This is a genomic window from Bailinhaonella thermotolerans (genome assembly GCF_003594875.1).
GTDB lineage: Bacteria > Actinomycetota > Actinomycetes > Streptosporangiales > Streptosporangiaceae > Bailinhaonella > Bailinhaonella thermotolerans.
In genome coordinates this window covers 163,321-187,851 of sequence record NZ_QZEY01000008.1, presented here as the reverse complement: position 1 = coordinate 187,851, position 24,531 = coordinate 163,321, and the positions used below count along the sequence as shown (strand labels likewise).

Below are 24,531 nucleotides of genomic sequence, written 5' to 3'. Positions count from 1 at the left end.
CGGAGGTCAATCCGGCGGCAGAGAGCTTTCGGCGGCTCGCAGGGCGTCGAGGATCTGGGGGATCAGGGCGGGGGCGGCGGCGATGGTGGCCTGGGAGGCCGGGGTGTGGGGGCTGCCGCCGCTGTCGACCACGGCGGCTCCGGCCTCGCGGGCTATGACGACCCCCGCGCTCGTGGCCCAGGGCTTGTTGCTCAGCATGATGCTCGCGTCGATCTTTCCTTCCGCCACCCAGCAGAGGTCGACCGCGGCCGAACCGAGCATCCGGACACGTTGCGCGCGTGCGGCGAGCTGGTGGGTCAGGGCGAGGCGCAGCCGGTTCTTCTCCACGGAGCCGTTCCCCACGGCGTAGTCGCCGATGGCCACGATCGCGTCCCCCAGGTCCTCCGCGCGGCTCGCCTTCATCGGGGCGCCGTTCCGAGAGGCGCCCTCGCCGACGACGGCGGTGTACCGCGAGCCCAGGAACGGCAGATCGACCACGCCGACGGTGAAGCCGGTCCGCTCGACAAGCCCGAGGGAGATGCCGCAGAGCGGGATGCCGCGTATGAAGTTCGCGGTCCCGTCTATCGGATCCAATGCCCACATCGGATAGGCGCGTTCGCCCGAGACGCCCTCCTCCTCGCCGAGAAACGTCACCTCCGGCGTGCGTTCCCGCAGGAATTCACGCACCGCGCGCTCAATGGCGAAATCGACCTCCGAGGCCATATCCCGGTCGCCCTTGCCGGTGATCACGCCGGGCAGTTCACTTCTCGCGAGATCGCTGGCAATGTCCACCGCCTCCTCGGCGACGGCGAGCAGCGACCGGTGATCCGTCCTCAAACTGGCCTACTCCTAGCACACAGACCTGCGTAAACGTGCTCAAAGATCGGGAATAGCCGCGATCTCGATGCCTGAAGTGTGCCCGGCCCCAGCAGCACACGCGACCGGGTTTCACGTCACCAGCCGCCGCCCCGAACCGGCCACCGGTAATGCTTCCGCGGATTGGTCTAAGAGCGCCTCTCGCGTGACGCTCGCTGATAGCCGCCTCGCCCTGTCTGTAACGGTCGCGGCATTTCCCCCTGTGGCGTCTGCCGAGGTTTGCGGGGAGGGGGAGGGGCGGCAGCCCCACCCCATCCCCAGGAAGGCGACAAAGTCCCGTTCGTCTTCGACGGCGGCACTCTCTCCCCCGCCCACCGCCGCCAGATCAGAGCGCGCCCCCTGCGGCACGGGCACGCGTCATGGGCGGAGTGCCGGGGTCGCTCATGATCCCGACGTTAGCCGGAACAGCGGGGGCGGCGTCGGCGGAGCCGCCGCCTTGATTTCTGAAGCCAAATTGGGCAGTGCTCGGCGTGGATCGCTGGTCAGGTCGTGGCGGGGAGGAGGTCGGTCATGTGCGTGATGATGGTGTCGGCTCCGGCGGTGCTGAGGCGGTCGGCCTTGCCGGGTTTGTTGGCGTAGCCGATGCAGGGGATGCCTGCGCTGTGGGCGCTGAGGATGTCGGCGGTGGAGTCGCCCACGAGGACGCATGTCGCGGGATCGGCGTCCAAGCCCTCGATGGCCTGGCGCACGAGGTGGGGGTGTGGCTTGAGCAGCCCGGGGTCGGATGCCATACCCCGGGCTGAGATGACGTCGATGAGGCCGGACAGGCCGTGGCTGTCGGTGTAGAGCTTGACGGCGGCGTCGGAGTTGTTGCTGACCACGGCGAGGCGCTTTCCGGCCCGGTGGGCAGTGGCCATCACGTCGGCGGTGCCTGGTGTGGGCGTGGCGCAGGGAACCGCCTGCACTTCCAGGGCGCGCAGGGCGGCCTCGATGCGGTCGCTGACCTCGCGGCCTGCGGTGGCGGCGAAGCGGAGGACCTCAAGCGGGTCGGTCTCTTGACGCCTGGTGGTACGTCGGGGACCAACTGGGCGAGGTGGTCGCGGAGCCGGGCGGCGACCGTGGGGGCGGGGAGGCCGGCGAAGACGGCGCAGACGGGGCCGTCGAAGTCGAGCAGGAGGCAACGGGCCTGGGCGAGCAGGCGGACGGCCTCGGCCGGGGTGGGCCGGCAATGACGTTCCCGCATGAGCGTCTTCAACGGGTCGGTTGTTCGGTCATGGCGCCGCCTGGACACGAAGTGAACCGGTGGAAGCACCGTAACGAGGGATTCCAGGGCCAGAGGGCTGTTCGCGCGACGAGATGGGACATGGCTGCCGTGAAGGCACGACAGCTCGGCGGCTGGGCGTTCACCGTGGCTTCTTCGGCGATGCCCCGGTCCTGGCGCCCGGCCTCGCCTCCGTGCGGATCCTCGTTCGCGTTCTTGCCGACGCGTCTTTCGGTTTCGCGTCGGTCGGGGTTTGCGGGGAGGGGGAGGGGCGGCAGCCCCTCGCCGGGGGTGCGGGGGCTTGCCCCCACACAAAGCGGCCTGAGCTCGGTCGCGCGGAGCGCTCTCTCGCGAGGACCTTGCTTTCGGGTGGCCGCTTTCCTGCCCGCTTCGCCCGGGCTCCGACGTACGACCAAGGCGTTGGGTTCGCCGTACGGCCGGGGGCGTTGGGGTCGCTTTTTGGTCGGTGCTGGGGGCGCTGTACGGCGGGCTCGCCGTACAGCGGAAAGGCCCGGGTCCTGAGGACCTGGGCCTTGCTCTGTTGGAGCGGGTGACGGGAATCGAACCCGCACTAGCAGCTTGGGAAGCTGCCGTTCTGCCATTGAACTACACCCGCGGGGGTCGCGCCTTGGCGCTTACCGCCTCGTCATACTAGCGGAATTTTGGGCGGGCGGGGACGGGATGCCGTTGGGCGGGGGCTTGCGCTGTGGGGGGTTGGTAGGTTGCAGAGCGTGCTGCTCTCTGACCGCGACATTCGAGTTGAGCTTGAGAAGGGGCGGGTCCGGCTGGATCCGTCTGACGCGTCCATGATTCAGCCGTCCTCCGTGGACGTGCGGCTGGACCGGTACTTCCGGGTGTTCGAGAACCACCGTTACCCGCACATCGACCCCGCCCAGGAGCAGCCCGACCTGACGCGGCTGGTGGAGCCGGCCGACGACGAGCCGTTCATCCTGCACCCCGGGGAGTTCGTGCTCGCGAGCACCTACGAGCTGGTGCAGTTGCCCGACGACATCGCGGGGCGGCTTGAGGGCAAGAGCTCGCTGGGGCGGCTGGGGCTGCTCACGCACTCGACGGCCGGGTGGATCGACCCCGGGTTCGAGGGCCACGTGACGCTGGAGCTGTCCAACGTCGCCACCCTGCCGATCAAGCTGTGGCCGGGGATGAAGATCGGGCAGCTCTGCCTCTTCCGGCTCAGCTCCCCGGTCGAGCACCCGTACGGCTCCGCGGTCTACGGCAGCCACTACCAGGGCCAGCGCGGCCCGACCCCCTCCCGCTCCTACCTCAACTTCCACCGCACCGAGGTCTGAGCCGGCCGTCCGTCGGCCCTTTCCCTCTCGGCGGGCGTGCCGCCGCGGCAGCCGTACGGCTCACGCCCGGTCTCCTCGTTCCGTACGGCGCGCGCCCGGCCCCGGCTCGGCCCGGTCCTCCCCGGTTCGCGCCCGGTCCTCCCCGGTTCGCGCCCGGCTCTCCCCGGCTCGGCCCGGTCCTCCCCGGTTCGCGCCCGGCCGCTCCCTTTCGTGCGGCGCTCGCCCGGTCCGTACGGCTCTCGCGGCGGGATCCTCGGGCGTACTCGCGGGGCGGGCTCGGAGCGGCTCACGCCGGGTCCGGGGCGGTGTGATGATTCCCACAGCCGCGCGGGCCCGCGAAGCGCTCGTCGCAAGATCGACTAGTCGCGAGCGGGTCCGCGGGGGCCTGGGGCGTCCCCGTCATCGTCCAAGATCATCCAGCGTCGCCACCTCGGCGGCGGTGCCGGAGCTCCCGTTCGCGCCCCTCTCCGGACGTACGCCGTCAAGGGCCGCAAATCGCTCAAAGAAGATCGAATCACCTGCGGCGGAAGCTCTCAGCCCCGGCCCCGCAGGCGAACCGGCGCACCGCCCCTTCCGTCGCGCGGCGCCGCGTCGTGACCCCCGCAAGCGTCCGCATTCCGGACGCTCCCATGTCCACTTTTCCGGCGAAGGGGTGGAAAAGCGGGTAAGGGTACCGGCAACTTGAGCGTGTCTCCCGCATCCAGGTACAAGAGACGGGCAGTCTTGTTGGGTGAGGAGAGGGTGACGAACGGGTATGCGGGCCCTGAAGTTCGCATTTCCGCTGGTTGCCCGTAGCATCCTCAGCGGATCGTTCCCGCACATCAGGAGTATGACGTGCGCCTGCGTCTCACGCCGCGTGAGGACAGCTACTACGACTTGTTCGCCGACTCTGCGGGCAACCTCGTGACGGCGTCCCGATTGCTGGTCGAACTGATCAGCGAGGGAGCCGACCGCGAGGGGATCGCCGAGAAGATGCGTGCCTGCGAGCACGCCGGTGACGAGCGTACGCATGCGATCATGCGGCGCCTCAACGAAAGCTTCATCACCCCGTTCGACCGCGAGGACATCTACCGTCTCGCCTCGAACCTCGACGACTGCATGGACTACATGGAGGCGGCGGCGGATCTGGTCGTCCTGTACCAGATCGACCACCTGCCGAAGGAGGTCGTGCGCCAGGTCGAGGTTCTGGAGCGGGCGGCCGAGCTGACCGCCGAGGCCATGCCCCGGCTGCGGTCCATGAAGAACCTCAACGAGTACTGGATCGAGATCAACCGGCTGGAGAACCAGGGCGACCAGGTCTACCGCCGGCTGCTCGCCAAGCTGTTCAGCGGTGACTACGACGCGCTGACCGTGCTCAAGATGAAGGAGGTCATCGACCAGCTCGAAAGCGCTGCCGATGCCTTCGAGCACGTGGCCAACACGGTCGAGAGCATCGCGGTCAAGGAGTCCTGAGCACCTTGTCCGCTGATCTCATCGGCATCGTCGTCGTCATCGCGGTGGCGATGGGCTTCAACTACACCAACGGGTTCCACGACGCCGCGAACGCCATCGCGACCTCGGTGTCCACCCGGGCGCTGACGCCCCGGGCGGCGCTGGCGATGGCCGCGGTGATGAACCTGGCGGGCTCGTTCTTCGGCGCGAGCGTGGCCAAAACCGTCGGGCAGGGCATCATCGACCTGCCTGACGGTAAGGACAGCCTGGTCATCGTCTTCGCGGCGCTGATCGGGGCGATCGCCTGGAACCTCATCACCTGGTGGTTCGGCCTGCCGTCGTCGTCCTCGCACGCCCTCATCGGCGGCATGGTCGGGGCGACGCTGGCGGCGGCCCACACCGTCCTGTGGGACGGCGTGCTCAACAAGATCGTCGTCCCGATGATCGTCTCCCCGATCGTCGGGATCATCCTGGGTTACCTGGTGATGACCGGGATCTTGTGGTTGTTCCGGAAGGCGCATCCCGGACGGGTGAGCCGCGGGTTCCGGCTGGCGCAGACCCTGTCGGCGGCGGCCATGGCGTTCGGCCACGGCATGCAGGACGCCGCCAAGATCATGGGCATCGTGGTGCTCGCCCTCAACGTGGGCGACTTCCACGAGGGCGACACGATCCCGCTCTGGGTCTACTTCCTCACCGCGGGCGTCCTCGCCGCCGGCACGTACGCCGGAGGCTGGCGGATCATGCGGACCCTCGGGCGCCGCATCATCGAGCTCGACCCCCCGCGCGGCTTCGCGGCCGAGTCCGCCGCGGCGACCGTGCTCTACGTGGCCGCCAACTTCGGCCTGCCGATCTCCACGACCCACACGATCACCTCGACGATCATGGGCGTGGGCGCGACGAAGCGCATCTCGGCGGTCCGCTGGGGCGTCGCCGGCAACATCGTGGGCGCGTGGATCTTCACGTTCCCCGGCGCCGGCATCATCGCGGCGCTGACGTTCTTCATCTCCGACCTGATCGTCTAGCCGGAGCGACGCCGACCGCGCCCCGCCCGCCCGTCCCGTACGGCGCCGCGGGGCGCGTCTCGTTCCGCCCGGCCCACCGCCGGTTCCCCGCCGGCCCGGGAAGACCTCCTGGCCCCATGCGGCCCCGAGAGGCCCCGCACGCCCTCCCGCGCTCCCGCCCGGCCTTCCACCCGCTACCCGGGCCCACCCGGGCCCCGCGGACGCCGTACGGCTCGCGCGGGGCGCCGCTCAGGCCGTACGGCTCGCGCGGGACGGCTCAGGCCGTACGGCCGCCGCGGGGGCGCGGACGCCAGGCGGGAGGCGCGCGGTGGGGGAGACGCGGTCCTAGGCGTACATGACGTCGGTGCCGAAGTGCTCGAAGCCGAGCGACTCGTACAGCTTCACGGCGGGGCGGTTCTCCTCGTCCACGTAGAGCGTGACCAGCTCCAGGCCCCGGTCGCGCAGGTGCGCCAGGCCCGCCAGCGTGAGCGCCCGCCCGAGGCCGGTGCCCTGCTCGGACGGGTCCACGCCGACGACGTAGACCTCCCCGACGCCGTCCTCGACCTTGGTCCAGTGGAATCCGGCCATGCGCCCGCCGCGATCGGCGATCAGGAACCCCGCGGGGTCGAACCACGCCTCGGCCTCGCGCTGGTCGATGTCGGACCGCGTCCATTTGCCCTGCTCGGGGTGGGTGGCGAAGGCACGGGAGTTCACTCCGAGCCACTCCTCCTCGTCCGCGCCGGGCACGAACGCGCGCAGCCGCACGCCCTCGGGGAGGCGCGGCTCGGGGAACGGCTCGGCCAGCGGGCGGCGCATCTGCCACAGCGCGCGTACGCGGTCCAGCCCGGCGGCCCGCGCGAGCGCGGCGGCGGCCGGGTGGTCGCCGTGGGCCCAGATCTTCTTCGCGCCCAGCTCCAGGGCGCCGTCGAGGAGGCGTCGGCCCAGGCCCTGCCCGCGCCGCCCGGGATGGACCACGAACTCGGTGCCGTCGGGCTCCACGTGGGCGTACCCGGCGAGCTCCCCGTCGGCGTACACCAGCAGGGCCCGGGCGGGCCCGCCGTACCGGATCCACAACATGCCGTGCTCGGAGATCGGCCCGACCCCGTCGGCCCGCGCGGCGGCCTCGATCAGGGCGAGCGCGGCCGTCTGCTCGTCCGGGGTCAAAACACTGCGAATCTCGGTGGAAACGTCCATGTTCAGCAGCCTATTGCGCCGTGTGATCACCGCGCTGACCTGGTGGTACGGCAAAGCACGACATTCCGTAATGCGATGAATCGTTATGTTTGTGACACTTGCCGGAAGGGTTTGCCCCCTACTCTCAGACCTCATGACGTCTCGCAACATCGTCCGGCTCCTGGCGGCCGGTGCTATCGCCATATCCGGCCTGGGACTCGCGTCCCTCCCGGCCGGCGCGAACCCGGACCGGCCGATCCAGCCCGGCCAGCCGTCCGAGAGCCTGCCCTTCAAGCGCGAGGTGCCGGTGCGGCTGCTCGCCCTGAACGACTTCCACGGCAACCTCGAACCGGCCAGCGGCAGCGGCGGCGAGATCGTGGACGAGGACGGCAAGACCGTGAAGGCGGGCGGCGCGGTGTACATCGCGGCCCACCTCAAGCGGCTCCGCGACCGGAACACGCTCACCGTGGCGCAGGGCGACATGATCGGCGGCAGCCCGCTGATCTCCGCGGCGTACCACGACGAGCCGAGCGTCGAGTTCCTCGGGCGTGTGGGCGTCACCGCCTCGGCCGTGGGCAACCACGAGCTGGACGAGGGCTTCGCCGAGCTCCAGCGCATCATGAAGGGCGGCTGCCACCCGGTGGACGGCTGCTCGCCCGAGGGCAAGTGGAAGGGCGCGAAGTACGACTACGTCGCGGCCAACATCCTCTACAAGAAGAACGGCAAGCACGCGGTCGCGCCGTTCACGATCCGCAAGGTCAACGGCGTGAAGGTCGGCCTCATCGGCGCCGTCACGCAGATCACCCCGACGATCGTGACCCCGTCCGGCGTCAAGGACCTCAAGTTCACCGACGAGGTCGAGGCCGTCAACCGCGCCTCCGCGCAGCTCCGCCGCATGGGCGTCCGCGCGCAGGTCGTGCTGGTGCACGAGGGCGACCAGATCGAGACCGGCAAGAGCCCCGACGCGTGCTCGGCCAAGCCCGGCCCCGGCTACCGCATCGCGACACAGTCCGCGTCCGAGATCGACGTCATCCTCGAGGGCCACTCGCACAACGCCTACATCTGCCAGGTCAAGGACCCCGCGGGCGCGAACCGGGTGTACTCCCAGGGCGGCTCCAACGGGCGCGTCATCACCCAGGTGGACCTGAAGGTGGACCGCCGCACCGGTGACGTCGTCCGCTCCACGGTCAAGGCCGACAACCACGTCGTCACCCAGACGATCGCGCCGGACCCGGAGACCGAGAAGTTCGTGGCCAAGTGGAAGGCCCACGTCTCCGAGGTCGGTGACAAGGTCATCGGCAAGATCACGGCGACCCTCGACCGCAAGGCCGGGCCCTCCGGTGAGACCCCCCTCGGCAACGTCATCGCCGACGCCCAGCTCGAGGCCACCAAGGCCGAGGGCAAGGCCGAGATCGCGCTGATGAACGCGGGCGGCGTGCGCGCCGACCTGGCGTACGCCCAGAAGAACGGCGAGGGCGACGGCAACGTCACCTTCGGCGAGGCCTTCGACGTCCAGCCGTTCGGCAACCTGATGGGCGTGGTCACCCTGACCGGCGCCGACCTCAAGGAGCTCCTGGAGCAGCAGTTCCAGACGCCCAAGAACCGCGTGATGTCCCCCTCGGCGAACCTCAGCTACACGATGACCCCGTCCGCCGCGGCCGGCTCCCGCATCTCCGACATCAAGATCGACGGTAAGGCCGTGACGCCGGACCAGCAGATCCGCGTGGCCGCCAACGCCTTCCTCCTGGACGGCGGCGACAGCTTCACCGCCTTCACCAAGGGCAAGGACCGCTGGATCGGCATGCCCGACCTGGACGCCTTCACCGCCTACCTGAAGGCCCACTCCCCGATCACGCCCCCGGCCACCGACCGGATCACGGTCAAGTAGTCGGGCGACTCTTCACGGCGGCCCCGCCGTACGGCCATCCGCGGCCGTGCGGCGGGGCCTTCCGCCGTTCAGGGGCCTCTCCCGGCCGTGATCGTTTTCGGTCGTACGGCTCTCGCCGGGCCGCGCCGGGTGTGAGACTGGGGCGATGGTGACGTTGGTGGCGTTCCACGCGCATCCGGACGACGAGGTGCTGCTGAACGCGGGGACGCTGGCGCGGGCGGCGGACGAGGGCCACCGGGTCGTGCTGGTGGTCGCCTGCGACGGGCTGATGGGCGAGGTGCCCGAGGGCGGCGCGCCCCGGCTGGCCGAGCTGCGGGAGAGTGCGGCGGCGCTGGGGGTGGCCCGGGTCGAGCACCTGGGGTACGCCGACAGCGGGCACGGCCCGGTGCTGTACCCGGACCCGGCGGACCGGCGGCGCTTCGTGCGCGCGGACCCCGGCGAGGCGGCCGGGCGGCTGGCCGCGATCCTGCGCGAGGAGCGGGCGGAGGTGCTGCTGAGCTACGACGCGAACGGCGGCTACGGGCACCCCGACCACGTGAGGGTGCACGAGGTGGGCCGGCTCGCGGCCGAGCTCGCCGGAACGCGCGTGGTCCTCGAGTCCACCATGCCCCGCGACCTGGCGTACCGGGTGCTGTCGGTCGCGCAGCGCCTCGGCCTGGCCCGCCGCTACGACCTGGAGAAGATGACCGGCTTCTACAGCCCGTCCTCGGCGATCACGCACCGGGTGAACGTCACCCGCTACGCCCGCCGCAAGCGCGCCGCCCTGGCCGCCCACCGCTCCCAGTACACCGGCCGCGGGCGCGTCGCGCCCCTCTACCGCCTCCTCCTCCGCCTCCCCCTCCCGATCTTCGCCCTCCTCCTCGGCCGCGAATGGTTCGCCGCCCCCACACCCCGGAACCCCGGCCCCTGACCCCCCACGGCGACCGCGATCCCCGCCGAGCCCCCTCCGCGCCCGCCGCGAGGTCCGCCCCGGCCCCCGCCGTACGGGCGTGCCCGCCCCTGGCCCCACGCGGGTGATGGCCGAATCTTGTTCGGGGGTGGGGGGCGGATTACGGTTTGGGGGAGCTTTCGGGCGGCGGGAGGCGGGCATGGGCGTTACCCAGGTCGAGACGGTGCTCGGGGCGGTGCCCACGGCGGAGCTGGGCGCGACGCTGATGCACGAGCACGTCTTCGTGCTCACGGCCGACAGCCAGGCCAACTGGGAGGCCGGCGCCTGGGACGAGGAGGAGCGCGTCGCCGACGCCGTACGGCGGCTGCGCGAGGTGCGGGACGCCGGGATCACCACGCTGGTGGACCCGACGGTGGACGGGCTGGGGCGGGACGTGCCGAGGATACGGCGCATCGCCGAGCGGGTCCCCGGCCTCAACATCATCGTCGCGACCGGCATCTACACCTACGCCGACGTTCCCGGGTACTTCCGGTTCCGGGGGCCGGGGCTGCTGCCGGGCCTGCCGGAGCCGATGGTGGAGCTGTTCGTCCGCGACATCCGGGAGGGGATCCAGGGCACGGACTCCAAGGCGGCCTTCATCAAGTGCGCGATCGACTCCCACGGCCTCACCCCGGGCGTCGAGCGGGTGATGCGCGCCGCCGCCGGGGCCCACCGCGAGACCGGCGTCCCGATCATGGTCCACACCCATCCCCGCTCCCGCACGGGCCTCGCGGTTCGCCGGGTGCTCGCCGAGGAGGGCGTGCCCCCCGGCCGCGTCATCCTGGCCCACAGCGGCGACACCACCGACGCCGACCACCTCACCGAACTCGCCGAGTCCGGTTTCATCCTCGGGATGGACAGGTTCGGCATCGATGTCGAGCTGCCCTTCGAGGACCGCGTGGCCATCGTCGCCGAGATGGCCCGCCGGGGCTACGCCGACCGCATGGTCCTCTCCCAGGACACCGCCTGCCTCATCGACTGGGTCCAGCCGGACTTCCTCCCCGCCCTGCCCAACTGGAACTACCTCCACGTCCTGCGCGACGTCGTCCCCGCCCTCAGGGAGCGCGGGCTCGACGAGAAGGACATCGACGCCATGCTCGTCCGAACCCCCCGGGCCTGGTTCGAGCGCACCACCTGACCCCGCGGCCGCCCGCGACGTCCCGCCCCGCTCCCGCCGTACGGCCGGAGCCCGCCCGCGCCGTACGGGCCAGGGCCGGCGCGAGCCGTGCGGACGGGCCGGCGCGCCGTACGGCCCCAGGCGGGCGCGGGCCGGACGAGAGGGGCGGGCTCGGCGGGGCTCACCGGGAGGTGGGTTCGGCGGGCGGCGGGGAAGACCGGTCCCGGAGCGACTTCGGCGGGCCGGGGAGGTCGGCATGGGCGGCACGGGCGGCAGGGACGGCGCGGGCGGGACCAGCGGCGCGGGCGGCAGGGACGGCGCGGGCGGGACGGGCGGCGCGGGCGGGAGGCCGTGGACGGCGCTGACGGCGGTCGTGCTGGGGGCGCCGGACGTGCGGGAACTGGCCGGGTTCTACCGGCGGCTGCTCGGGTGGGAGGTCGCCGAGGACGGGGACGAGTGGCTGCGGCTGGTCCCGCCCGGGGGCGGCGTGGGCCTCTCGTTCCAGGCCGAGGCGGAGTACGTCCCCCCGAAGTGGCCCGCGCGCCCCGGTGACCAGCAGATGATGATGCACCTGGACATCGAGGTGGACGATCTGGAGGCCGCCGCCGCCCACGCGGAGGCCCTGGGGGCGAAGCGGGCAGGCCACCAGCCCCAGGAGGACGTCCTGGTCCTCCTGGACCCGGCGGGCCACCCCTTCTGCCTCTGGACGCGGTAGCACCGCATCGGGACGCGGTAGCCCCGCCTGGGACGCGGTGGCCCGCCTCTGGACGCGGTGGCCCGCCTCTGGACGCGGCAGCCGGCCCCCGGGGCGGCTGCCGCGGGTCAGCGGGCGGCGTGGGTCCTCGTGGGGGCGGTGCCGTTCTGCTGGGCCGTCAGGCGGTTGCTGAAGCGGGCCAGCATGTTCGAGTGGCCCGTCTCCGGGAGCAGGCGGCCGATGACCGGGGGGATCCGCACGTTGGCGGGGTTGCGCCTGGCCATGCGGGAGACCAGGTTGACGTGGGGGTACCTCGCCCGCTCGTAGGCGCGGAGCTTGGCGGGGACGTCGGGGCCGGGCTTGGCGAGCTCGCGGGCCAGGACCCAGGCGTCCTCCATGGTCTGGTTCGCGCCCTGCCCGAGGGTGGGCGGCATGGTGTGGGCGGAGTCGCCCAGGAGGGTGACGCGTCCCTCGCCCCAGACCTTGCGGACCTTGTTCCAGTGGTGGCCGAAGAAGTCGAGGTCGGACTCGTCGGCGGCGGCCAGGATCTCCGGGACCGGGGAGGCCCAGTGGCCGAAGCGGCGGCGCAGGTCGGCCAGGGGGTTCGCCGGGCGCGGGTCGCCCGGGGACCAGCGGACGTCGAACCACCACTGCAGACGTCCCTCGCCCGCGGGGATGACGCCGCAGGCGCCCTCCTTGCCGGTGATCATCAGGTGCAGGCCCGTGTCGGTGATGTCGATGTCGATCTCGCTGAACGCCTGCCAGGTGCCGTAGGTCGCCGGCTTCACCACGCCGTCGCCCCACAGGGCCCGCCGTACGACGGAGTGGTGGCCGTCCGCGCCGATCAGCAGGTCCGCGGTGTCGCTGGTGCCGTCGGCGAAGGACGCGGTCACCTTGCCGGCGGTCTGGGTCACGCCGCGGCACGCCTTGCCGTACTGGACCAGGTCCTCGGGGAGTCCTTCGGAGAGGAGCTCCAGGAGCTCGCGGCGGGACACGGACTTGGTGGGGAAGCCGTAGCGCTCGGCGGCGTGGCGGAGGTCGGCGCGCATGCGGAGGCGGCCGTCGGACGTGAGGGCGTCGATCGTGTCGACCGGGACGGAGACGCCGTCGAGGCTCACCCCCAGGTCGTGCAGGACGGCGGCGCCGTTGCAGAAGATCGTCAGCCCCGCGCCGCCGGTGCGCTGGGCGGGGGCCTGCTCGTAGATCCGCACGTTGTGCCCGGCGGGCAGGAGCGCGCGGGCGACCGCGAGGCCGCCGATCCCGGCGCCGATGACGATGACGTCCATATTTCCTCCAAGTCGGAGTATCTCCTATATGAAGATATCTCGAACTGGAGTAGATTGGGAAGGTGGCCGACGAGGAATCCGAAGTGGACATCTGGCGCGAGTTCCTGATCGCGATCCTGCTGCACAACGAGGCGGTCGCCGACCGGCTCGGGCTGCAGGTGGTGGACGTGGCCGCGCTGGTCCTGCTGGAGATGCGCGGGCCGCTCCCGGTCGGCGCGATCGCCGAGGAGCTGGCGCTGCCCTCGGCCACGACGACGCGCGTGATCGACCGGCTGGAGAGGGCCGGCTACGTACGGCGGGTGCGGGGCGAGCGCGACCGCCGCACGGTCATCGTGGAACTGCGCGAGGGCGGCCTGGACGACTACGAGGCCGCGGCCGAGCCCTCACGCCGCCACCTGTTCGAGCTCGGCGCCCACTACACCGAGGAGCAGGTCCCCCTGCTGCTGGACATCTTCGTCCGCCTCGCCGGGGCCTACCGCTCGGCCACCGGCGAACTCCGCGCGACCCCGACCCGGCCGCGCCGCCGCGCCCGCGCGGACGATCAGCCCTCCCCGGCCGACCCGTAGTGCCCGAGCCGGTCGCCCTCGACCTCGGTCCGTACGGCGGGCGGGGAGGCGCCCGGCGGGGTCAGGGAGCGGTCAGGAGGGCGCGGAGCTCGTCCACGTAGGGGTGGAGGGGGCCGGGGCGGCGGGGGGTGGCCACGCCGATGAAGCGGGAGGGGCTGGGGGCCTCCAGGGGGACGGCGGTGAGGGCGGGGTCGGGGGACAGCGCGATCTCGGGGATGAGGGCGACGCCGACGCCCGCCGTCACCAGGGCCTGGGCGAAGAAGTAGTCGGTGGCGCCGCACGCGACGGTCAGCTCGAAGCCGGCGAGGTGGGCGTACCTGGCGAGGAGGTCGTTGGTCTTGAGGCAGCCCAGGATCCAGCGCTCCTCCGCCAGCTCGGCCAGGTGGAGGGAGTCCCGGGCGGCGAGGGGATGCGTGCTCGGGAGCACGGCGCGCAGGGGGTCCCGGCGGAGCGGCGTCCAGTCGAAGCGGGCGCGGTCGCCGGGGCGGGACGGAGGCGGGCCGTCGAAGTGGTAGGCCAGCGCGAGGTCCGCGCGGCCCTGGGCGACCAGGGGCAGGGCGTCCTCGGGCTCGCGCTCCAGGATCGTCAGCTCCACCTCCGGGTGCGCCGCGGCGAAGCGGCCCAGCGCCGGGGGCAGCAGGATCCGGCCGCCGCTGGCGAAGGCGGCGATCGTGAGCCGCTCCCGCGCCGAGGACAGGCGATCGATGCGCTCGCGGGCGTCGGCGAGCTCAGCGTCGATGGCCTCGGCCGCCTCGACGAGGAGCCGGCCGGGCTCGGTGAGGGTGACCCCGCGGGTGCTGCGCTCCACGACCGTGGTGCCGAGCCCCCGCTCCAGGGCCGCGACCTGCTGGGACACCGCCGAGGGGGTGAACCGCAGGGCCGCCGCCGCGCGGTTGAAGCTCCCGTGCCTGGCCACCTCGCGGAGCACGGCCAGCCTGCGGACGTCGATCAACAGTTCTCCTTACGACGGGTTAAGGAAGTCATCACTACCGCTGGTGACTATAGGCGGGCAGGATCGGGTGCCATGAACGAGATCCGCGTCATCGGAGACGCCGAGGTGGCCGCGGTCGGGCTGGGCGCGATGCCCCTCTCCATCGAGGGCCGCCCGGACGAGGGCCGGGCCATCGCCACCATCCACGCCGCCCTCGACGCGGGGGTCACCCTCATCGACACGGCCGACTCCTACCACTGGCACGCCGGCGAGGAGGGCCACAACGAGCTGCTGGTCGCCCGCGCCCTCGCGGCGTACGGCGGCGACGTGAGCGGGGTCCTGGTCGCCACCAAGGGCGGCAGGGGACGGCCCGGCGACGGCTCCTGGACCGTGAACGGCGACCCGCGCCACCTGCGGCGGGCCGCCAAGGGCTCGCTGAAGCGCCTCGGCGTGGACGCGATCGGCCTCTACCAGCTCCACAAGCCGGACCCGGCCGTCCCGTTCGCCGAGTCGGTGGGGGCACTGCGCGACCTCCTCGACGAGGGCGACATTCGCATGGCCGGGATCTCCAACGTGGACGAGGACCAGATCCGCGAGGCGTACGACGTCCTCGGCGGGCGGCTGGCCTCGGTCCAGAACCGGTTCTCCCCGGCCGTCCGCGACAGCGCCCCCGAGCTGCGTCTCTGCGACGAGCTGGGCGTCGCCTTCCTGCCCTGGAGCCCGCTCGGCGGCATCTCGCGCAGCGCCCTCGACGCGGAGGGGCCCGCCGCGCGGACGCCGTTCCACGACGTCGCGAGGGAGCGCGGGGTCAGCCCGCAGCGCGTCGCCCTCGCCTGGCACCTCTCCCTCTCGGACCGGGTCGTCCCCATCCCCGGCTCCACCCGCCCGGAGTCCATCCGCGACAGCGCCGCGGCGGCGTCCCTGACTCTCACGGAGGAGGAGCTGACGATCCTCGGCGGGGTGTGAGAGGGCTTGATCCTCGGTGGGAAGGCCGGGGAGCGGCGGCGCAGGTGAGAAGGCCGGGGGTCGGCGGCGGCCGTGAGGGGCTCTCCGGGGGTCGGCGAGGGGCTCTCCGGGGGTCAGCGGCGGGCGGCGGGCTCCTCGGCGTGGTCGCCGCGGTCGGGGACGAAGCGGTAGCCGACGTTGCGGACGGTGCCGATGAGGGATTCGTACTCGGCGCCCAGTTTGGCGCGGAGGCGGCGCACGTGGACGTCCACGGTCCTCGTGCCGCCGAAGTAGTCGTAGCCCCAGACCTCCTGGAGGAGCTGGGCGCGGGTGAAGACGCGGCCTGGATGCTGCGCCAGGTACTTCAGGAGCTCGAACTCCTTGAAGGTGAGGTCGAGGACCCGGCCGCGGAGGCGGGCGGAGTAGGTGGCCTCGTCGATCGTGAGGTCGCCGCTGCGGATCTCGTCGGGGGCGTCGTCCACGGCGGCGAGGTCGCGGCGGCCGATCGCCAGGCGCAGGCGGGCCTCGACCTCGGCGGGCCCGGCGGTGTCGAGGAGGACGTCGTCCACGCCCCACTCGGCGGTCATCGCGGCCAGGCCGCCCTCGGTGACGATCGCGAACATCGGGCAGTCCACGCCGGTGGTCTGGAGGAGGCGGCACAGGCTCTTGGCCTGGACGAGGTCGCGCCGCGCGTCCACGAGGACCGCGTCCACCGGGGGAGCGTCCAGCAGGGCCGACGCCTCGGCCGGGGCCACCCGGACCGAGTGCAGGAGCAGCCCCAGCGCGGGCAGTACCTGGGCGGACGGCTCCAGCGCGTTCGTCAGCAACAGCAGGTTGCTCACCGGCGTCTCCTCTCAGAAACGGCACGAGGACCCGGGGGCAGCGTCGCCCGAGTCCTCTCTTACGCGAGGATATCCGACGGGGGCGCGGTGCTCACGCCGCGTCCGACCCGCGAGACCCGGCGCTATCGCCGCAGGTCAGGAGAGGAGTGCGTGATGGGGACCATCCGCTACTGGGCCGCCGCCAAGGACGCCGCGGGCGTGGCGGAGGAGCCCTTCGCCGAGGAGACCCTCGCGGAGGCGCTCGCGGCGGCCGTACGGCGGCGCCCCGGCGACGAGCGGTTCGCGCGGGTGCTCGGGCTCAGCTCGTACCTGGTGGACGGCGACCCGGTCGGCACCCGCCCGCACGAGTCCGTCCGCCTCCCCGCGGACGCCGTCGTCGAGGTCCTCCCGCCCTTCGCCGGCGGCTGACCCCGGCGAGAAGCCCGCGCGGGAAGCCCGGCGGGCGGCCTCGCGGGTAATGTTGCCTCGTCATGGGCCGAAGGAGTGATGGATGCGTAAGCTGCTCGTCGTGCTGGTGCTCCTGGCCGTGGTGGTCGGCGTGGTCGACCGCGTCGCCGTCGCGGGGGCGGAGAAGGAGATAGCCCGCCAGGTCGCCTCGCGTTACAAGCTCTCGCAGCAGCCCGAGGTGGACATCCGGGGCATCCCCTTCCTGACGCAGGCGCTCGGCGGCACGTACGACGAGATCGCGGTCAAGATGGGCCCGATGAACCGCGACGGGGTGAAGCTGGCCCGGGTGGACGCCACCCTGCACGGCGTGCGCGCCCCGCTGTCCGAGCTGCTGAGCAGCACCGGCGCCACCAAGATCGTGGCGGACCGGGTGGAGGGCAGCGCCGTGATCTCGCGCGAGACCATCGCCGCCCGCGCCCCCCAGGGCATGGAGATCGGCGGGAACGGCGACGCGCTCACCGTTTCGGGCAAGCTCAACCTGCTCGGCCGCGAGGTGCCGGTGAAGGCCGAGCTCAAGGTCACGACCACCGAGGGCGGCATCCAGGTCACGCCGACCGAGGTGGACGCGGGCGGGGTGCCCGTGCCCAGGGCGTTCTACGCGCGGATGACCTACCTCGTCCCGGTCCGCAACCTCCCGCTCGGCCTCAAGGTCACCGGCGCCCGGCCCACCTCCGAGGGCCTGGAGGTCAAGGCCGTGGGCGAGAACGTCCCGCTCCGGGGTTAGGCGCCGCCTCCGGGGCCTTCCGGGCCTTCGAGGGCCTTCGGGGCTCTTCGGGGCTTCACGGGGTCCTTCGCGGTCCCCGGGGTGATCCGCGGGGCTTGTGAACCGATCGGGGCGGGCGTACGTGTGTGAGGTGTGGGCCGAGCTCCCAGCGCGGACGAAGACCTCATGCGAGCGCTCTTCGACGAGCACGCGCGCCCGCTCCTCGGCTACGTCATCAGACTGACCGGCGACCGGCAGCGGGCCGAGGACATCGTCCAGGAGACGCTGCTGCGGGCCTGGCGGCACCCCGAGGCCCTGGCCGGCAGGCCCGCCCGCCCGTGGCTGTTCACCGTGGCCCGCAACCTCGTCCGCGACGGGCACCGCGCGCGCCTGGCCCGTCCCAGGGAGATCGGCGACGAGGCGCTGGCCGTACTCCCCGCCGACGACGACCTCGACCGCGCGGTGGAGTCCTGGGCGGTCGCCGAGGCCCTGGCCGACCTGCGCCCCGAGCACCGGGAGGTGCTGATCGAGACCTACTACCGGGGCCGGTCGGTCAAGCAGGCCGCCGACGTGCTCGGCATCCCGCAGGGCACGGTCAAGTCGCGCACGTACTACGCCCTCCGCGCCCTGCGCCTCGCCCTGGAGGAACGGGGGCTGGCGCCATGATCGACTGCTCCGCGGTGCGGACCGCGCTCGGCGCGCACGTCCTCGGCGCGCTGGACCCCGGCGAGCGCGCCCGCGTGGAGGAGCACCTGGCGGAGTGCCGCGCCTGCGCCGCCGAGCTCGCCGTGCTCGCGCCGCTGCCCGGCCTCCTGGCCAAGGTCACCGAGCGCGACGTGGAGCAGGCCGCCGTCCAGCCCCCGGCGCATCTGCTGGACCGGCTCCTCGCCGAGGTCGCCCGCGAGCGCCGCCGCCAGCGCGCCCGCCTCGGCGTGGTCGCGGCCGCGGCGGCCGCCGCCGTCGCGGCGGCGGTGGCCGCGTTCGCCGGACTCGCCCCCCGCGAGGCGCGGACCCCGCCGGTCGCGATCACCTCGCCCGCCCCCGTCACCCCCGCCCCGGTCCCGACGCGGCCGCCCACCCCGGCCCCGTCCGGCGCCCCGGCCCCCGTGGTCTCGGCCGGCGCCGCCGACGGCCGCGTGGCCGCCTCCGTCGAGATGCGCCCGCGCGCCAACGGCACCGACCTCGTCGTACGGCTGCGCGGGGTCCCCAGGGGCACCCGGTGCAGCCTGGTCGCGGTCAGCCGGGACGACGGCCGCGAGTACACGTCGAGCTGGTTCGTGGACTACTACGGCCCGGCCCGCTACACCGGCATGACCAGCTTCCCCCGGGACCAGATCAAGGCCTTCGAGATAGTCACCGCCGACGGCCGCACCCTCCTCCGCATCCCCGCCTGAGGGCGCGAGGCGTCCTCCTCCGGCCGGCGGCGCGGGCCCTTCCTCCGCGGCCTGACGGCCCTCCTCCGGCCCGCCCGGTGTGACCGGAGAGCCCCGCCGCGTGGCCGTACGCGAGGGGCCGTACGCGAGGGGCCGTACGCGAGGGGCGCGGACGGAGGCGGCACGGCGGGGGCGCGCGGGGGGCACGTGCGGGGGGCGCGTGCGGGGAGCGCGTGCGGGGGTCAGCCGGAGGCGGCGTCGAAGTGGAGTTCGGAGGTGACCCGGTAGCGGTCGCCGCGGTAGATGGAGCGGGTGAACTCCACGACCCGGTCGAGGGTGTCGCGGGTGGTGCGCTCGACCAGGAGGGCGGGGGCGTGCTGGGGGACGTGCAGCAGCCCGGCCTCGGTCTCGTCGGTGACGGTGGCCTCGATGGTCTGCACCGCTCCGCTCACGTCCACGCCGAAACGCTCACGCAGGACGCGGTAGAAGACCCCCGACTCCAGGTCGGCGGGTTCGAGACCGGGGATCAGCGCGTGGGGCAGGTGGAGGCGCTCGATGGACATGGGCTCGTCGTCCACCAGGCGCAGCCGTACGATCCGGACGACGGGGTCGGGCGGGGAGATCTGGAGTCTGGCGGACAGCGGGGCGCCCGCGGGGATCACCCCGAACTCCAGGACCCGGCTGAGCCAGTGACCCTCGGCGGGGGGCGTGTAGAAGGCGTTCGTGCCGGTGCCGCGGAGGGCCTGGACGACGCGGCGCGGGCCGGTGAAGGTGCCGCGGCCGTGCTCGCGGACCAGCATGCCGGACCTGACCAGGTCGTCTATGGCGGCGCGCAGCGTGGGCCGGGAGACGCCGAGCTCCTTGCAGAGCGCCCGCTCGGACGGGATCGCCTCGCCCGCCTTCTTGTCCGCGATGAGGTCGAGCAGGAAGTCACGGACCCGATCGCGCTTGAGCCCGGCCGGCAGGTTCAGAGTCACACCGTCAACCTTACCAAGATCTTACCTCTTGAGCTGACCACCTGATCCGGAATTCCGGTCATATCCAGGTCTTGACGCGACAACTGGTAAGACACATGCTACCTGTCCAAGGCCAATAATTTACCAATATCTGACCTATGGAGCGCAGATGAGGTATCGCCTCCGCACCGCCCCCGCCCTGCTGGCGCTCACCGCCCTGCTCGCCGCCGCCTGCGGCTCCCCCGCCGGGCCCCCGGCGGGGGAGAAGAACGCGGGGCCCGTCACCCTCACCGTGTGGTTCATGCGCGACACCCTCTCCGACGCGCTCGTCTCCCGCTTCAAGGCCGACTTCGAGAAGACCCGCCCCGATGTGCGGCTGGACATCCAGATCCAGGAGTGGGACGGCATCGGCCAGAAGGTCACCAGCGCCCTGGCCAGCAACGACCCGCCCGACGTGATCGAGGTGGGCAACACCCAGGTAGCCGAGTACGCCGCGAGCGGCGGCCTGAAGGACCTCACCGACAAGACCGTCGACCTGGGCGGCTCCGACTGGCTCCCCGGCCTCGCCGAGCCGGGCGAGATCGACGGCAAGCAGTACGGCGTGCCGTGGTACGCCGCCAACCGCGTGGTGATCTACAACAAGGAGGTCTTCGAGAAGGCCGGGGTCAAGGAGCCGCCGAAGACCCGCGACGAGTGGCTCAAGGTGACCGGGAAGGTCAACGGGTCGGGGGCGCAGGGGATCTACCTGTCCGGCCAGACGTGGTACGCCCTCGCCGGGTTCGTCTGGGACGAGGGCGGCGACCTGGCCGTCAACGAGGGAGTCCGGTGGAAGGGCGCCCTGGACACCCCGCAGGCCCTGGCCGGGATGGACTTCTACAAGCGGCTCCAGGCGCTCGGCAAGGGCCCGAAGGACGCCGACGAGGCCAAGCCGCTCCAGGCCGAGGTGTTCGCCAAGGGCGACGTCGGTCAGATCATCTCCGTGCCCGGCGGCGCGGCGGCGGTCGAGAGGGCCAACCCCGCGATGAAGGGCAAGCTCGGCTTCTTCCCGATCCCCGGCAAGACCGCCGACAAGCCCGGCGCGGTCTTCACCGGCGGCTCGGACCTGGTCATCCCCGAGGCGTCCCAGCACCACGACGCGGCCTACGAGGTGGTCAAGGCCCTGGCGGGGGAGAGGTTCCAGACCGACATGGCCGTGGAGATGAAGTACGTCCCCAACCGCGTCGCCTTCGCCGGGGCCCTGAAGAACGACGAGGCCGGCGCCGCGATGGCGGCGGGCGCGGCGAACGGCCGGGCCACCCCCAACACGCCGCAGTGGGCCGCCGTCGAGGCCCGCGGCGTGATCAAGGAGTACATGACGAAGGTCCTCACCGGCGGCGACCCCAGGACCGAGGCCGCCAGGGCGAGCCAGGTCATCACCGAGATCCTCAACACCAGGTCGTAGGGACCCACGTTGCCGACGACCCCCCTGACCGACCCCGGGACCGGCCCCGGCTCCGGCCCTGGTCCCGGCTCCGGCTCCGGCTCCGGGACCGGGACAGGGACCGGCGTGAGGCCCGGATCCGGGGCCGGGCGGCCGCCCCTCCGGGCCCGGTCCGCGCCGCCCGCCCCCGTCCCGGCGCGGGCGGCGCGCCTGGTCGGCCTGTGGCCGTACCTGCTCATCGCCCCGACCGTGGCAGGGGCCGGATACCTGCTGCTCTATCCGCTGCTGCGGAACGTGGTCATCTCCTTCCAGCACTTCCGCGCCGGGGAGCTGATCCGGGGCGGGGCCGCCTTCGTGGGGCTGGAGAACTACCGGCGGGTGCTCGGTGACCCCGAGTTCTGGGAGGTGACCCGGCGGACCCTGGTCTGGACCGGCGTCAACGTCGTCTCGATCATGGTGCTGGGCACGCTCACCGCGCTCGTGCTGGCGGCGCTCGGCCGGAGGATGCGGCTCGCGCTCATGAGCGGGATGGTGCTCGTGTGGGCGGTGCCCGTGCTCGCCGCGACCACGGTCTTCCAGTGGCTCTTCCAGTCCCGCCTCGGCGTGGTGAACTGGCTGCTGACCGCGCTGGGCCTGGAGTCGTTCCGGGGCCACACCTGGTTCGCCGACGGGACCTCCACGTTCGTGATCCTCGTCCTGCTCGTGGTGTGGCAGTCGGTGCCGTTCGTCGCGCTCACGCTCTACGCCGGGATCACCACGATCCCCGGCGAGCTGTACGAGTCGGCCCGGATCGACGGAGCGGGGTCGTGGCGGCTGTTCGGCCTGGTCACGTTCCCGATCCTGCGGCCGCTGTTCGGGCTGATCACCTCGCTGGAGGTGATCTGGGTGTTCAAGTGCTTCGCCCAGATCTGGGCGGTGAGCAAGGGCGGGCCCGACGGGGCGACCACGACCCTGCCCGTGTACGCCTTCCAGGTGGCGCGCTCGCTGAACAAGTACGACCTGGGGGCGGCGATCTCCACGCTCACGGTGCTGATGCTGGTCACCCTCCTGCTGTTCCACCTGCGGCGCCTGCACCGGCACGAAGGAGAGCCGCCATGATCCGCCGCGTCCTGCTCAACGCGCTCGCGCTGGCGATCCTGCTGGTCTCGGTGTTCCCCGTGTACTGGATGGTCGTCACCGCCGTCAAGCCCACCCTTGAGATCACGTCCGAGACCCCGGCGTTCTGGCCCTCCCGCCCGACGCTGGAGCACTTCGCCACGGCCGTCGCCGCGGACGGGTTCTGGGGGTTCTGGCGCAACAGCCTGCTGGTCACGGCGGGAGCCGTACTGCTGTCGCTGGCCGTGGCGCTGCTCGCGGCCTTCGCCGTGGCGCGGCTGCGGTGGCGGGGGCGGCGGGCGTTCGTGCTCATGGTGTTCATCGCGCAGATGGCCCCGTGGGAGGCGCTGCTCACGGTGATGTTCATCATCGCCAGGGACACGAACATGCTCGACCGGGCGGCGATGCTCACCCTCGTCTACTTCATGATCACCCTGCCCATCGCGATCGTGACCCTGCGCGGGTTCCTCGCCTCGATCCCGCCCGAACTGGAGGAGGCGGCGCTCACCGACGGGGCGAGCCGGCCGGCCGCGTTCCGCCGGGTCGTGCTGCCGCTGCTCGCCCCCGGGCTGATGTCCACCTCGCTGCTCGGCTTCATCACCGCCTGGAACGAGTTCGCCTTCGCCAACACGCTGATCATCAAGAACCAGGACGACCGCACCCTGCCGGTCTGGCTCTCGTCGTTCTCCAACGTCTTCGGCACCGACTGGGGCGCGACCATGGCCGCCTCGACCCTCTTCATGCTCCCCGTGCTGCTCGTCTTCCTCGTCCTGCAACGCCGCGTCGTCACCGGCGCCCTCGCCGGCGCCGTCAAGGGCTGACCGGTCCGGGTACGGCGGGGCGCCAGGGCACCGCCGCGCCCTGCGGGCCCTGGGGCGCCGCCGTACCGGACGTCCCGGCGCCGGGCCCGGTGGTCCCGGCGTCCTCCGACCCTCCGACCCTCCGACCCTCCGACCCTCCGACCCTCCGACCGTTCGGCGTGCCCGCGCACGCCGTGAAGGGATCCGCAACGTGATCATTCCCCGGCCGCGCTCGTCCGCCCTCCGCGACGGGTCCGTCGCCGTCCACCCTGGTCTCGTACGGCTCGCGCCGCACGACCCCGCGCTCGGCGAGGAGGGGTACCGCGTCGAGGCCGGCCCCCCCGGCGTCCTGCTGACCGCGGGCGGTCCCGCCGGGCGCTTCTACGGGCTGCGCACGCTGGAGCAGTTCGGGCCCGCGGTGCCGTACGGGACGATCGAGGACCGGCCCCGGTACGGCTGGCGCGGCGTGCTGCTCGACGTGGCGCGGCACTTCATGCCCAAGGAGTTCGTGCTGCGGCTCATCGACCTGATCGCCGCCCACAAGCTCAACGTGCTGCACCTGCACCTGACCGACGACCAGGGCTGGCGGCTGGAGATCAAGCGGTACCCGAGGCTGACCGAGGTGGGCGCGGCGGGCGGCGGCTTCTACACCCGCGAGGACGTCGCCGAGATCGTCGCCCACGCCGCCGAGCGGTTCGTCACGGTCGTCCCCGAGATCGAGATGCCCGGCCACGCCCAGGCGGCGATCGCCGCGTACCCGCGCCTCGGCAACCACCCGGACCGGCGGCTCGGCGTCTGGGACGGGTGGGGGATCAGCGAGCACGTGTTCAACCTGGAGGAGAGCACGCTCGCGTTCTGCCGGGACGTGCTCGACGAGGTGATCGAGCTCTTCCCCGGAGAGTTCGTCCACGTCGGCGGTGAGGAGTGCCCGCACGCCGAGTGGGCCGCCGATCCCCGGGCGCTCCGGCGGATCGGGGAGCTGGGGCTGAGCGGCCCGGAGGCGGCGCGCGGCTGGTTCGTCGGGCGCATGGCCGAGCACCTGGCCGCGCGCGGCAGGCGCCTGGTGAGCTGGGACGACCCCGCCCAGCCGCCGCCCCCGGGCACGACGGCGATGGTGTGGCTGGAGGAACGGGCGGGGCCCGGCCGCGACGACGTCGTCCTCACCCCGCACACGAGGACCTACCTGGACTACCGCCCCTCGCCGGAGGACCCCGGGGGCCTGCCCGCCCCGGCCCCGGTGCTGCCCCTCGCCGAGGTGTACGGCTTCGCGCCCGACCCCGGCGTGCGCGGGGTGCAGTGCCAGCTCTGGACGGAGTACATGCCCGCGCCGGAGCGGGTGGAGTACATGGCCTTCCCCCGCCTGTGCGCGTTCGCCGAGGTCGCCTGGGGCACGGCGGGCGACTACGGCGAATTCCTCGCCCGGCTCGGCCCGCACCTGGACCGCCTCCGCGCCCAGGGCGTCAACGCGGGCCCGCTGATCCCCTAGCCGATCCCGCCCCCTCGCCCCGCCGTCGCCGCCCGGCCGTTCCCGTCACCCGCGACGCGGGCCCTGATCCCTCAGCCGTTCCCGTC

At 72.6% G+C, this 24,531-nt stretch carries 24 protein-coding genes and 1 tRNA gene; 17 read left to right on the top strand and 8 right to left on the bottom strand.

Annotated elements, in window-relative coordinates:
• Positions 1-6 precede the first annotated feature (6 nt).
• From D5H75_RS21645 to D5H75_RS21635, 3 genes are all read right to left on the bottom strand, one after another.
• Entirely contained in the window at positions 7-816 is an 810-nt protein-coding gene (locus D5H75_RS21645) for an inositol monophosphatase family protein (RefSeq protein ID WP_119928322.1), read from the bottom strand.
• A gap of 521 nt (positions 817-1,337) precedes the next feature.
• Positions 1,338-1,976, bottom strand: coding sequence for an HAD family hydrolase (locus D5H75_RS21640; protein ID WP_202638371.1), 639 nt, complete (start codon positions 1,974-1,976; stop codon positions 1,338-1,340).
• A 622-nt stretch (positions 1,977-2,598) separates the two neighbouring features.
• Positions 2,599-2,672: transfer RNA gene (locus tag D5H75_RS21635), tRNA-Gly, on the bottom strand.
• Positions 2,673-2,787: 115 nt separating this feature from the next.
• Between D5H75_RS21635 and dcd the strand changes: the two genes are divergently transcribed.
• The 3 genes from dcd (at position 2,788) to D5H75_RS21620 (ending at position 5,816) form a co-directional block, all read left to right on the top strand.
• Positions 2,788-3,363, top strand: coding sequence for a dCTP deaminase (gene dcd, locus D5H75_RS21630; protein ID WP_119928321.1), 576 nt, complete (start codon positions 2,788-2,790; stop codon positions 3,361-3,363).
• A gap of 834 nt (positions 3,364-4,197) precedes the next feature.
• Entirely contained in the window at positions 4,198-4,815 is a 618-nt protein-coding gene (locus D5H75_RS21625) for a DUF47 domain-containing protein (protein WP_119928320.1), read from the top strand.
• A gap of 5 nt (positions 4,816-4,820) precedes the next feature.
• Entirely contained in the window at positions 4,821-5,816 is a 996-nt protein-coding gene (locus D5H75_RS21620) for an inorganic phosphate transporter (RefSeq protein ID WP_119928319.1), read from the top strand.
• Positions 5,817-6,140: 324 nt separating this feature from the next.
• On the opposite strand, the gene mshD is transcribed toward D5H75_RS21620, so the two are convergent.
• Positions 6,141-6,989, bottom strand: a complete 849-nt coding sequence (gene mshD / locus D5H75_RS21615; RefSeq protein WP_119928449.1) for a mycothiol synthase — start codon at positions 6,987-6,989, stop codon at positions 6,141-6,143.
• Between the two features lie 133 nt (positions 6,990-7,122).
• Between mshD and D5H75_RS21610 the strand changes: the two genes are divergently transcribed.
• The 4 genes from D5H75_RS21610 (at position 7,123) to D5H75_RS21595 (ending at position 11,616) form a co-directional block, all read left to right on the top strand.
• Positions 7,123-8,856 carry a bifunctional metallophosphatase/5'-nucleotidase gene (locus tag D5H75_RS21610; RefSeq protein WP_119928318.1) on the top strand — a complete coding sequence of 578 codons (1,734 nt, stop codon included), beginning with the start codon at positions 7,123-7,125 and terminating at the stop codon, positions 8,854-8,856.
• Positions 8,857-9,001: 145 nt separating this feature from the next.
• Positions 9,002-9,766: a PIG-L deacetylase family protein gene (locus D5H75_RS21605; RefSeq protein ID WP_119928317.1), complete on the top strand. Its 765-nt coding sequence runs from the start codon at positions 9,002-9,004 to the stop codon at positions 9,764-9,766.
• Between the two features lie 178 nt (positions 9,767-9,944).
• Positions 9,945-10,922 (top strand): phosphotriesterase family protein, encoded by a 978-nt coding sequence (locus D5H75_RS21600; protein ID WP_119928316.1) that lies wholly within the window; start codon positions 9,945-9,947, stop codon positions 10,920-10,922.
• Between the two features lie 235 nt (positions 10,923-11,157).
• On the top strand, positions 11,158-11,616 hold the full coding sequence (locus D5H75_RS21595; RefSeq protein ID WP_202638370.1) for a VOC family protein: 459 nt from the start codon (positions 11,158-11,160) through the stop codon (positions 11,614-11,616).
• Positions 11,617-11,723: 107 nt separating this feature from the next.
• On the opposite strand, the gene D5H75_RS21590 is transcribed toward D5H75_RS21595, so the two are convergent.
• Positions 11,724-12,881: an FAD-dependent oxidoreductase gene (locus D5H75_RS21590; protein WP_119928315.1), complete on the bottom strand. Its 1,158-nt coding sequence runs from the start codon at positions 12,879-12,881 to the stop codon at positions 11,724-11,726.
• 62 nt (positions 12,882-12,943) lie between these two features.
• Between D5H75_RS21590 and D5H75_RS21585 the strand changes: the two genes are divergently transcribed.
• The gene (locus D5H75_RS21585) at positions 12,944-13,447 is read left to right on the top strand and encodes a MarR family winged helix-turn-helix transcriptional regulator (RefSeq protein WP_202638369.1); all 504 of its coding nucleotides are present in this window, start codon (positions 12,944-12,946) and stop codon (positions 13,445-13,447) included.
• A gap of 61 nt (positions 13,448-13,508) precedes the next feature.
• Here D5H75_RS21585 and D5H75_RS21580 read toward each other — a convergent pair whose 3' ends face one another.
• Entirely contained in the window at positions 13,509-14,399 is an 891-nt protein-coding gene (locus tag D5H75_RS21580) for a LysR family transcriptional regulator (RefSeq protein WP_119928313.1), read from the bottom strand.
• A gap of 72 nt (positions 14,400-14,471) precedes the next feature.
• Between D5H75_RS21580 and D5H75_RS21575 the strand changes: the two genes are divergently transcribed.
• A complete protein-coding gene (locus tag D5H75_RS21575) occupies positions 14,472-15,344 on the top strand; it encodes an aldo/keto reductase (protein ID WP_119928312.1) in 873 nt (290 codons plus the stop codon).
• 113 nt (positions 15,345-15,457) lie between these two features.
• On the opposite strand, the gene D5H75_RS21570 is transcribed toward D5H75_RS21575, so the two are convergent.
• On the bottom strand, positions 15,458-16,165 hold the full coding sequence (locus tag D5H75_RS21570) for a winged helix-turn-helix transcriptional regulator (RefSeq protein WP_119928311.1): 708 nt from the start codon (positions 16,163-16,165) through the stop codon (positions 15,458-15,460).
• A gap of 153 nt (positions 16,166-16,318) precedes the next feature.
• On the opposite strand from D5H75_RS21570, the gene D5H75_RS21565 reads away from it, so the two are divergent.
• From D5H75_RS21565 to D5H75_RS21550, 4 genes are all read left to right on the top strand, one after another.
• Positions 16,319-16,573: a MoaD/ThiS family protein gene (locus tag D5H75_RS21565; RefSeq protein WP_119928310.1), complete on the top strand. Its 255-nt coding sequence runs from the start codon at positions 16,319-16,321 to the stop codon at positions 16,571-16,573.
• Between the two features lie 82 nt (positions 16,574-16,655).
• Positions 16,656-17,336 carry an LmeA family phospholipid-binding protein gene (locus D5H75_RS21560; RefSeq protein ID WP_119928309.1) on the top strand — a complete coding sequence of 227 codons (681 nt, stop codon included), beginning with the start codon at positions 16,656-16,658 and terminating at the stop codon, positions 17,334-17,336.
• Positions 17,337-17,468: 132 nt separating this feature from the next.
• Positions 17,469-17,981: a sigma-70 family RNA polymerase sigma factor gene (locus D5H75_RS21555; RefSeq protein ID WP_119928308.1), complete on the top strand. Its 513-nt coding sequence runs from the start codon at positions 17,469-17,471 to the stop codon at positions 17,979-17,981.
• On the top strand, positions 17,978-18,709 hold the full coding sequence (locus tag D5H75_RS21550) for an anti-sigma factor (RefSeq protein ID WP_119928307.1): 732 nt from the start codon (positions 17,978-17,980) through the stop codon (positions 18,707-18,709). The genes D5H75_RS21555 and D5H75_RS21550 overlap by 4 nt, the downstream gene beginning before the upstream one ends.
• Positions 18,710-18,930: 221 nt before the next feature.
• On the opposite strand, the gene D5H75_RS21545 is transcribed toward D5H75_RS21550, so the two are convergent.
• A complete protein-coding gene (locus D5H75_RS21545) occupies positions 18,931-19,665 on the bottom strand; it encodes a GntR family transcriptional regulator (RefSeq protein ID WP_242454410.1) in 735 nt (244 codons plus the stop codon).
• A 148-nt stretch (positions 19,666-19,813) separates the two neighbouring features.
• On the opposite strand from D5H75_RS21545, the gene D5H75_RS21540 reads away from it, so the two are divergent.
• From D5H75_RS21540 to D5H75_RS21525, 4 genes are all read left to right on the top strand, one after another.
• A complete protein-coding gene (locus tag D5H75_RS21540) occupies positions 19,814-21,085 on the top strand; it encodes an extracellular solute-binding protein (RefSeq protein ID WP_119928306.1) in 1,272 nt (423 codons plus the stop codon).
• A 105-nt stretch (positions 21,086-21,190) separates the two neighbouring features.
• Complete coding sequence (locus D5H75_RS21535; protein WP_202638368.1) at positions 21,191-22,162, top strand: carbohydrate ABC transporter permease; 972 nt, start codon at positions 21,191-21,193, stop codon at positions 22,160-22,162.
• On the top strand, positions 22,159-22,980 hold the full coding sequence (locus tag D5H75_RS21530; RefSeq protein ID WP_119928305.1) for a carbohydrate ABC transporter permease: 822 nt from the start codon (positions 22,159-22,161) through the stop codon (positions 22,978-22,980). Before D5H75_RS21535 ends, D5H75_RS21530 begins: the two co-directional genes overlap by 4 nt.
• A gap of 190 nt (positions 22,981-23,170) precedes the next feature.
• Entirely contained in the window at positions 23,171-24,445 is a 1,275-nt protein-coding gene (locus D5H75_RS21525) for a beta-N-acetylhexosaminidase (RefSeq protein ID WP_119928304.1), read from the top strand.
• Positions 24,446-24,531 lie beyond the last annotated feature (86 nt).

What these genes read in the sequence shown, in the direction of transcription:
- D5H75_RS21540 (WP_119928306.1), top strand. Translation starts at nt 19,814, where the DNA reads ATGAGGTATCGCCTCCGCACCGCCCCCGCCCTGCTGGCGCTCACCGCC.
- D5H75_RS21600 (WP_119928316.1), top strand. Translation starts at nt 9,945, where the DNA reads ATGGGCGTTACCCAGGTCGAGACGGTGCTCGGGGCGGTGCCCACGGCG.
- D5H75_RS21575 (WP_119928312.1), top strand. Translation starts at nt 14,472, where the DNA reads ATGAACGAGATCCGCGTCATCGGAGACGCCGAGGTGGCCGCGGTCGGG.
- D5H75_RS21550 (WP_119928307.1), top strand. Translation starts at nt 17,978, where the DNA reads ATGATCGACTGCTCCGCGGTGCGGACCGCGCTCGGCGCGCACGTCCTC.
- D5H75_RS21610 (WP_119928318.1), top strand. Translation starts at nt 7,123, where the DNA reads ATGACGTCTCGCAACATCGTCCGGCTCCTGGCGGCCGGTGCTATCGCC.
- D5H75_RS21530 (WP_119928305.1), top strand. Translation starts at nt 22,159, where the DNA reads ATGATCCGCCGCGTCCTGCTCAACGCGCTCGCGCTGGCGATCCTGCTG.
- D5H75_RS21590 (WP_119928315.1), bottom strand. Translation starts at nt 12,881, where the DNA reads ATGGACGTCATCGTCATCGGCGCCGGGATCGGCGGCCTCGCGGTCGCC.
- D5H75_RS21605 (WP_119928317.1), top strand. Translation starts at nt 9,002, where the DNA reads ATGGTGACGTTGGTGGCGTTCCACGCGCATCCGGACGACGAGGTGCTG.
- mshD (WP_119928449.1), bottom strand. Translation starts at nt 6,989, where the DNA reads ATGGACGTTTCCACCGAGATTCGCAGTGTTTTGACCCCGGACGAGCAG.
- D5H75_RS21560 (WP_119928309.1), top strand. Translation starts at nt 16,656, where the DNA reads ATGCGTAAGCTGCTCGTCGTGCTGGTGCTCCTGGCCGTGGTGGTCGGC.
- D5H75_RS21565 (WP_119928310.1), top strand. Translation starts at nt 16,319, where the DNA reads ATGGGGACCATCCGCTACTGGGCCGCCGCCAAGGACGCCGCGGGCGTG.
- D5H75_RS21595 (WP_202638370.1), top strand. Translation starts at nt 11,158, where the DNA reads ATGGGCGGCACGGGCGGCAGGGACGGCGCGGGCGGGACCAGCGGCGCG.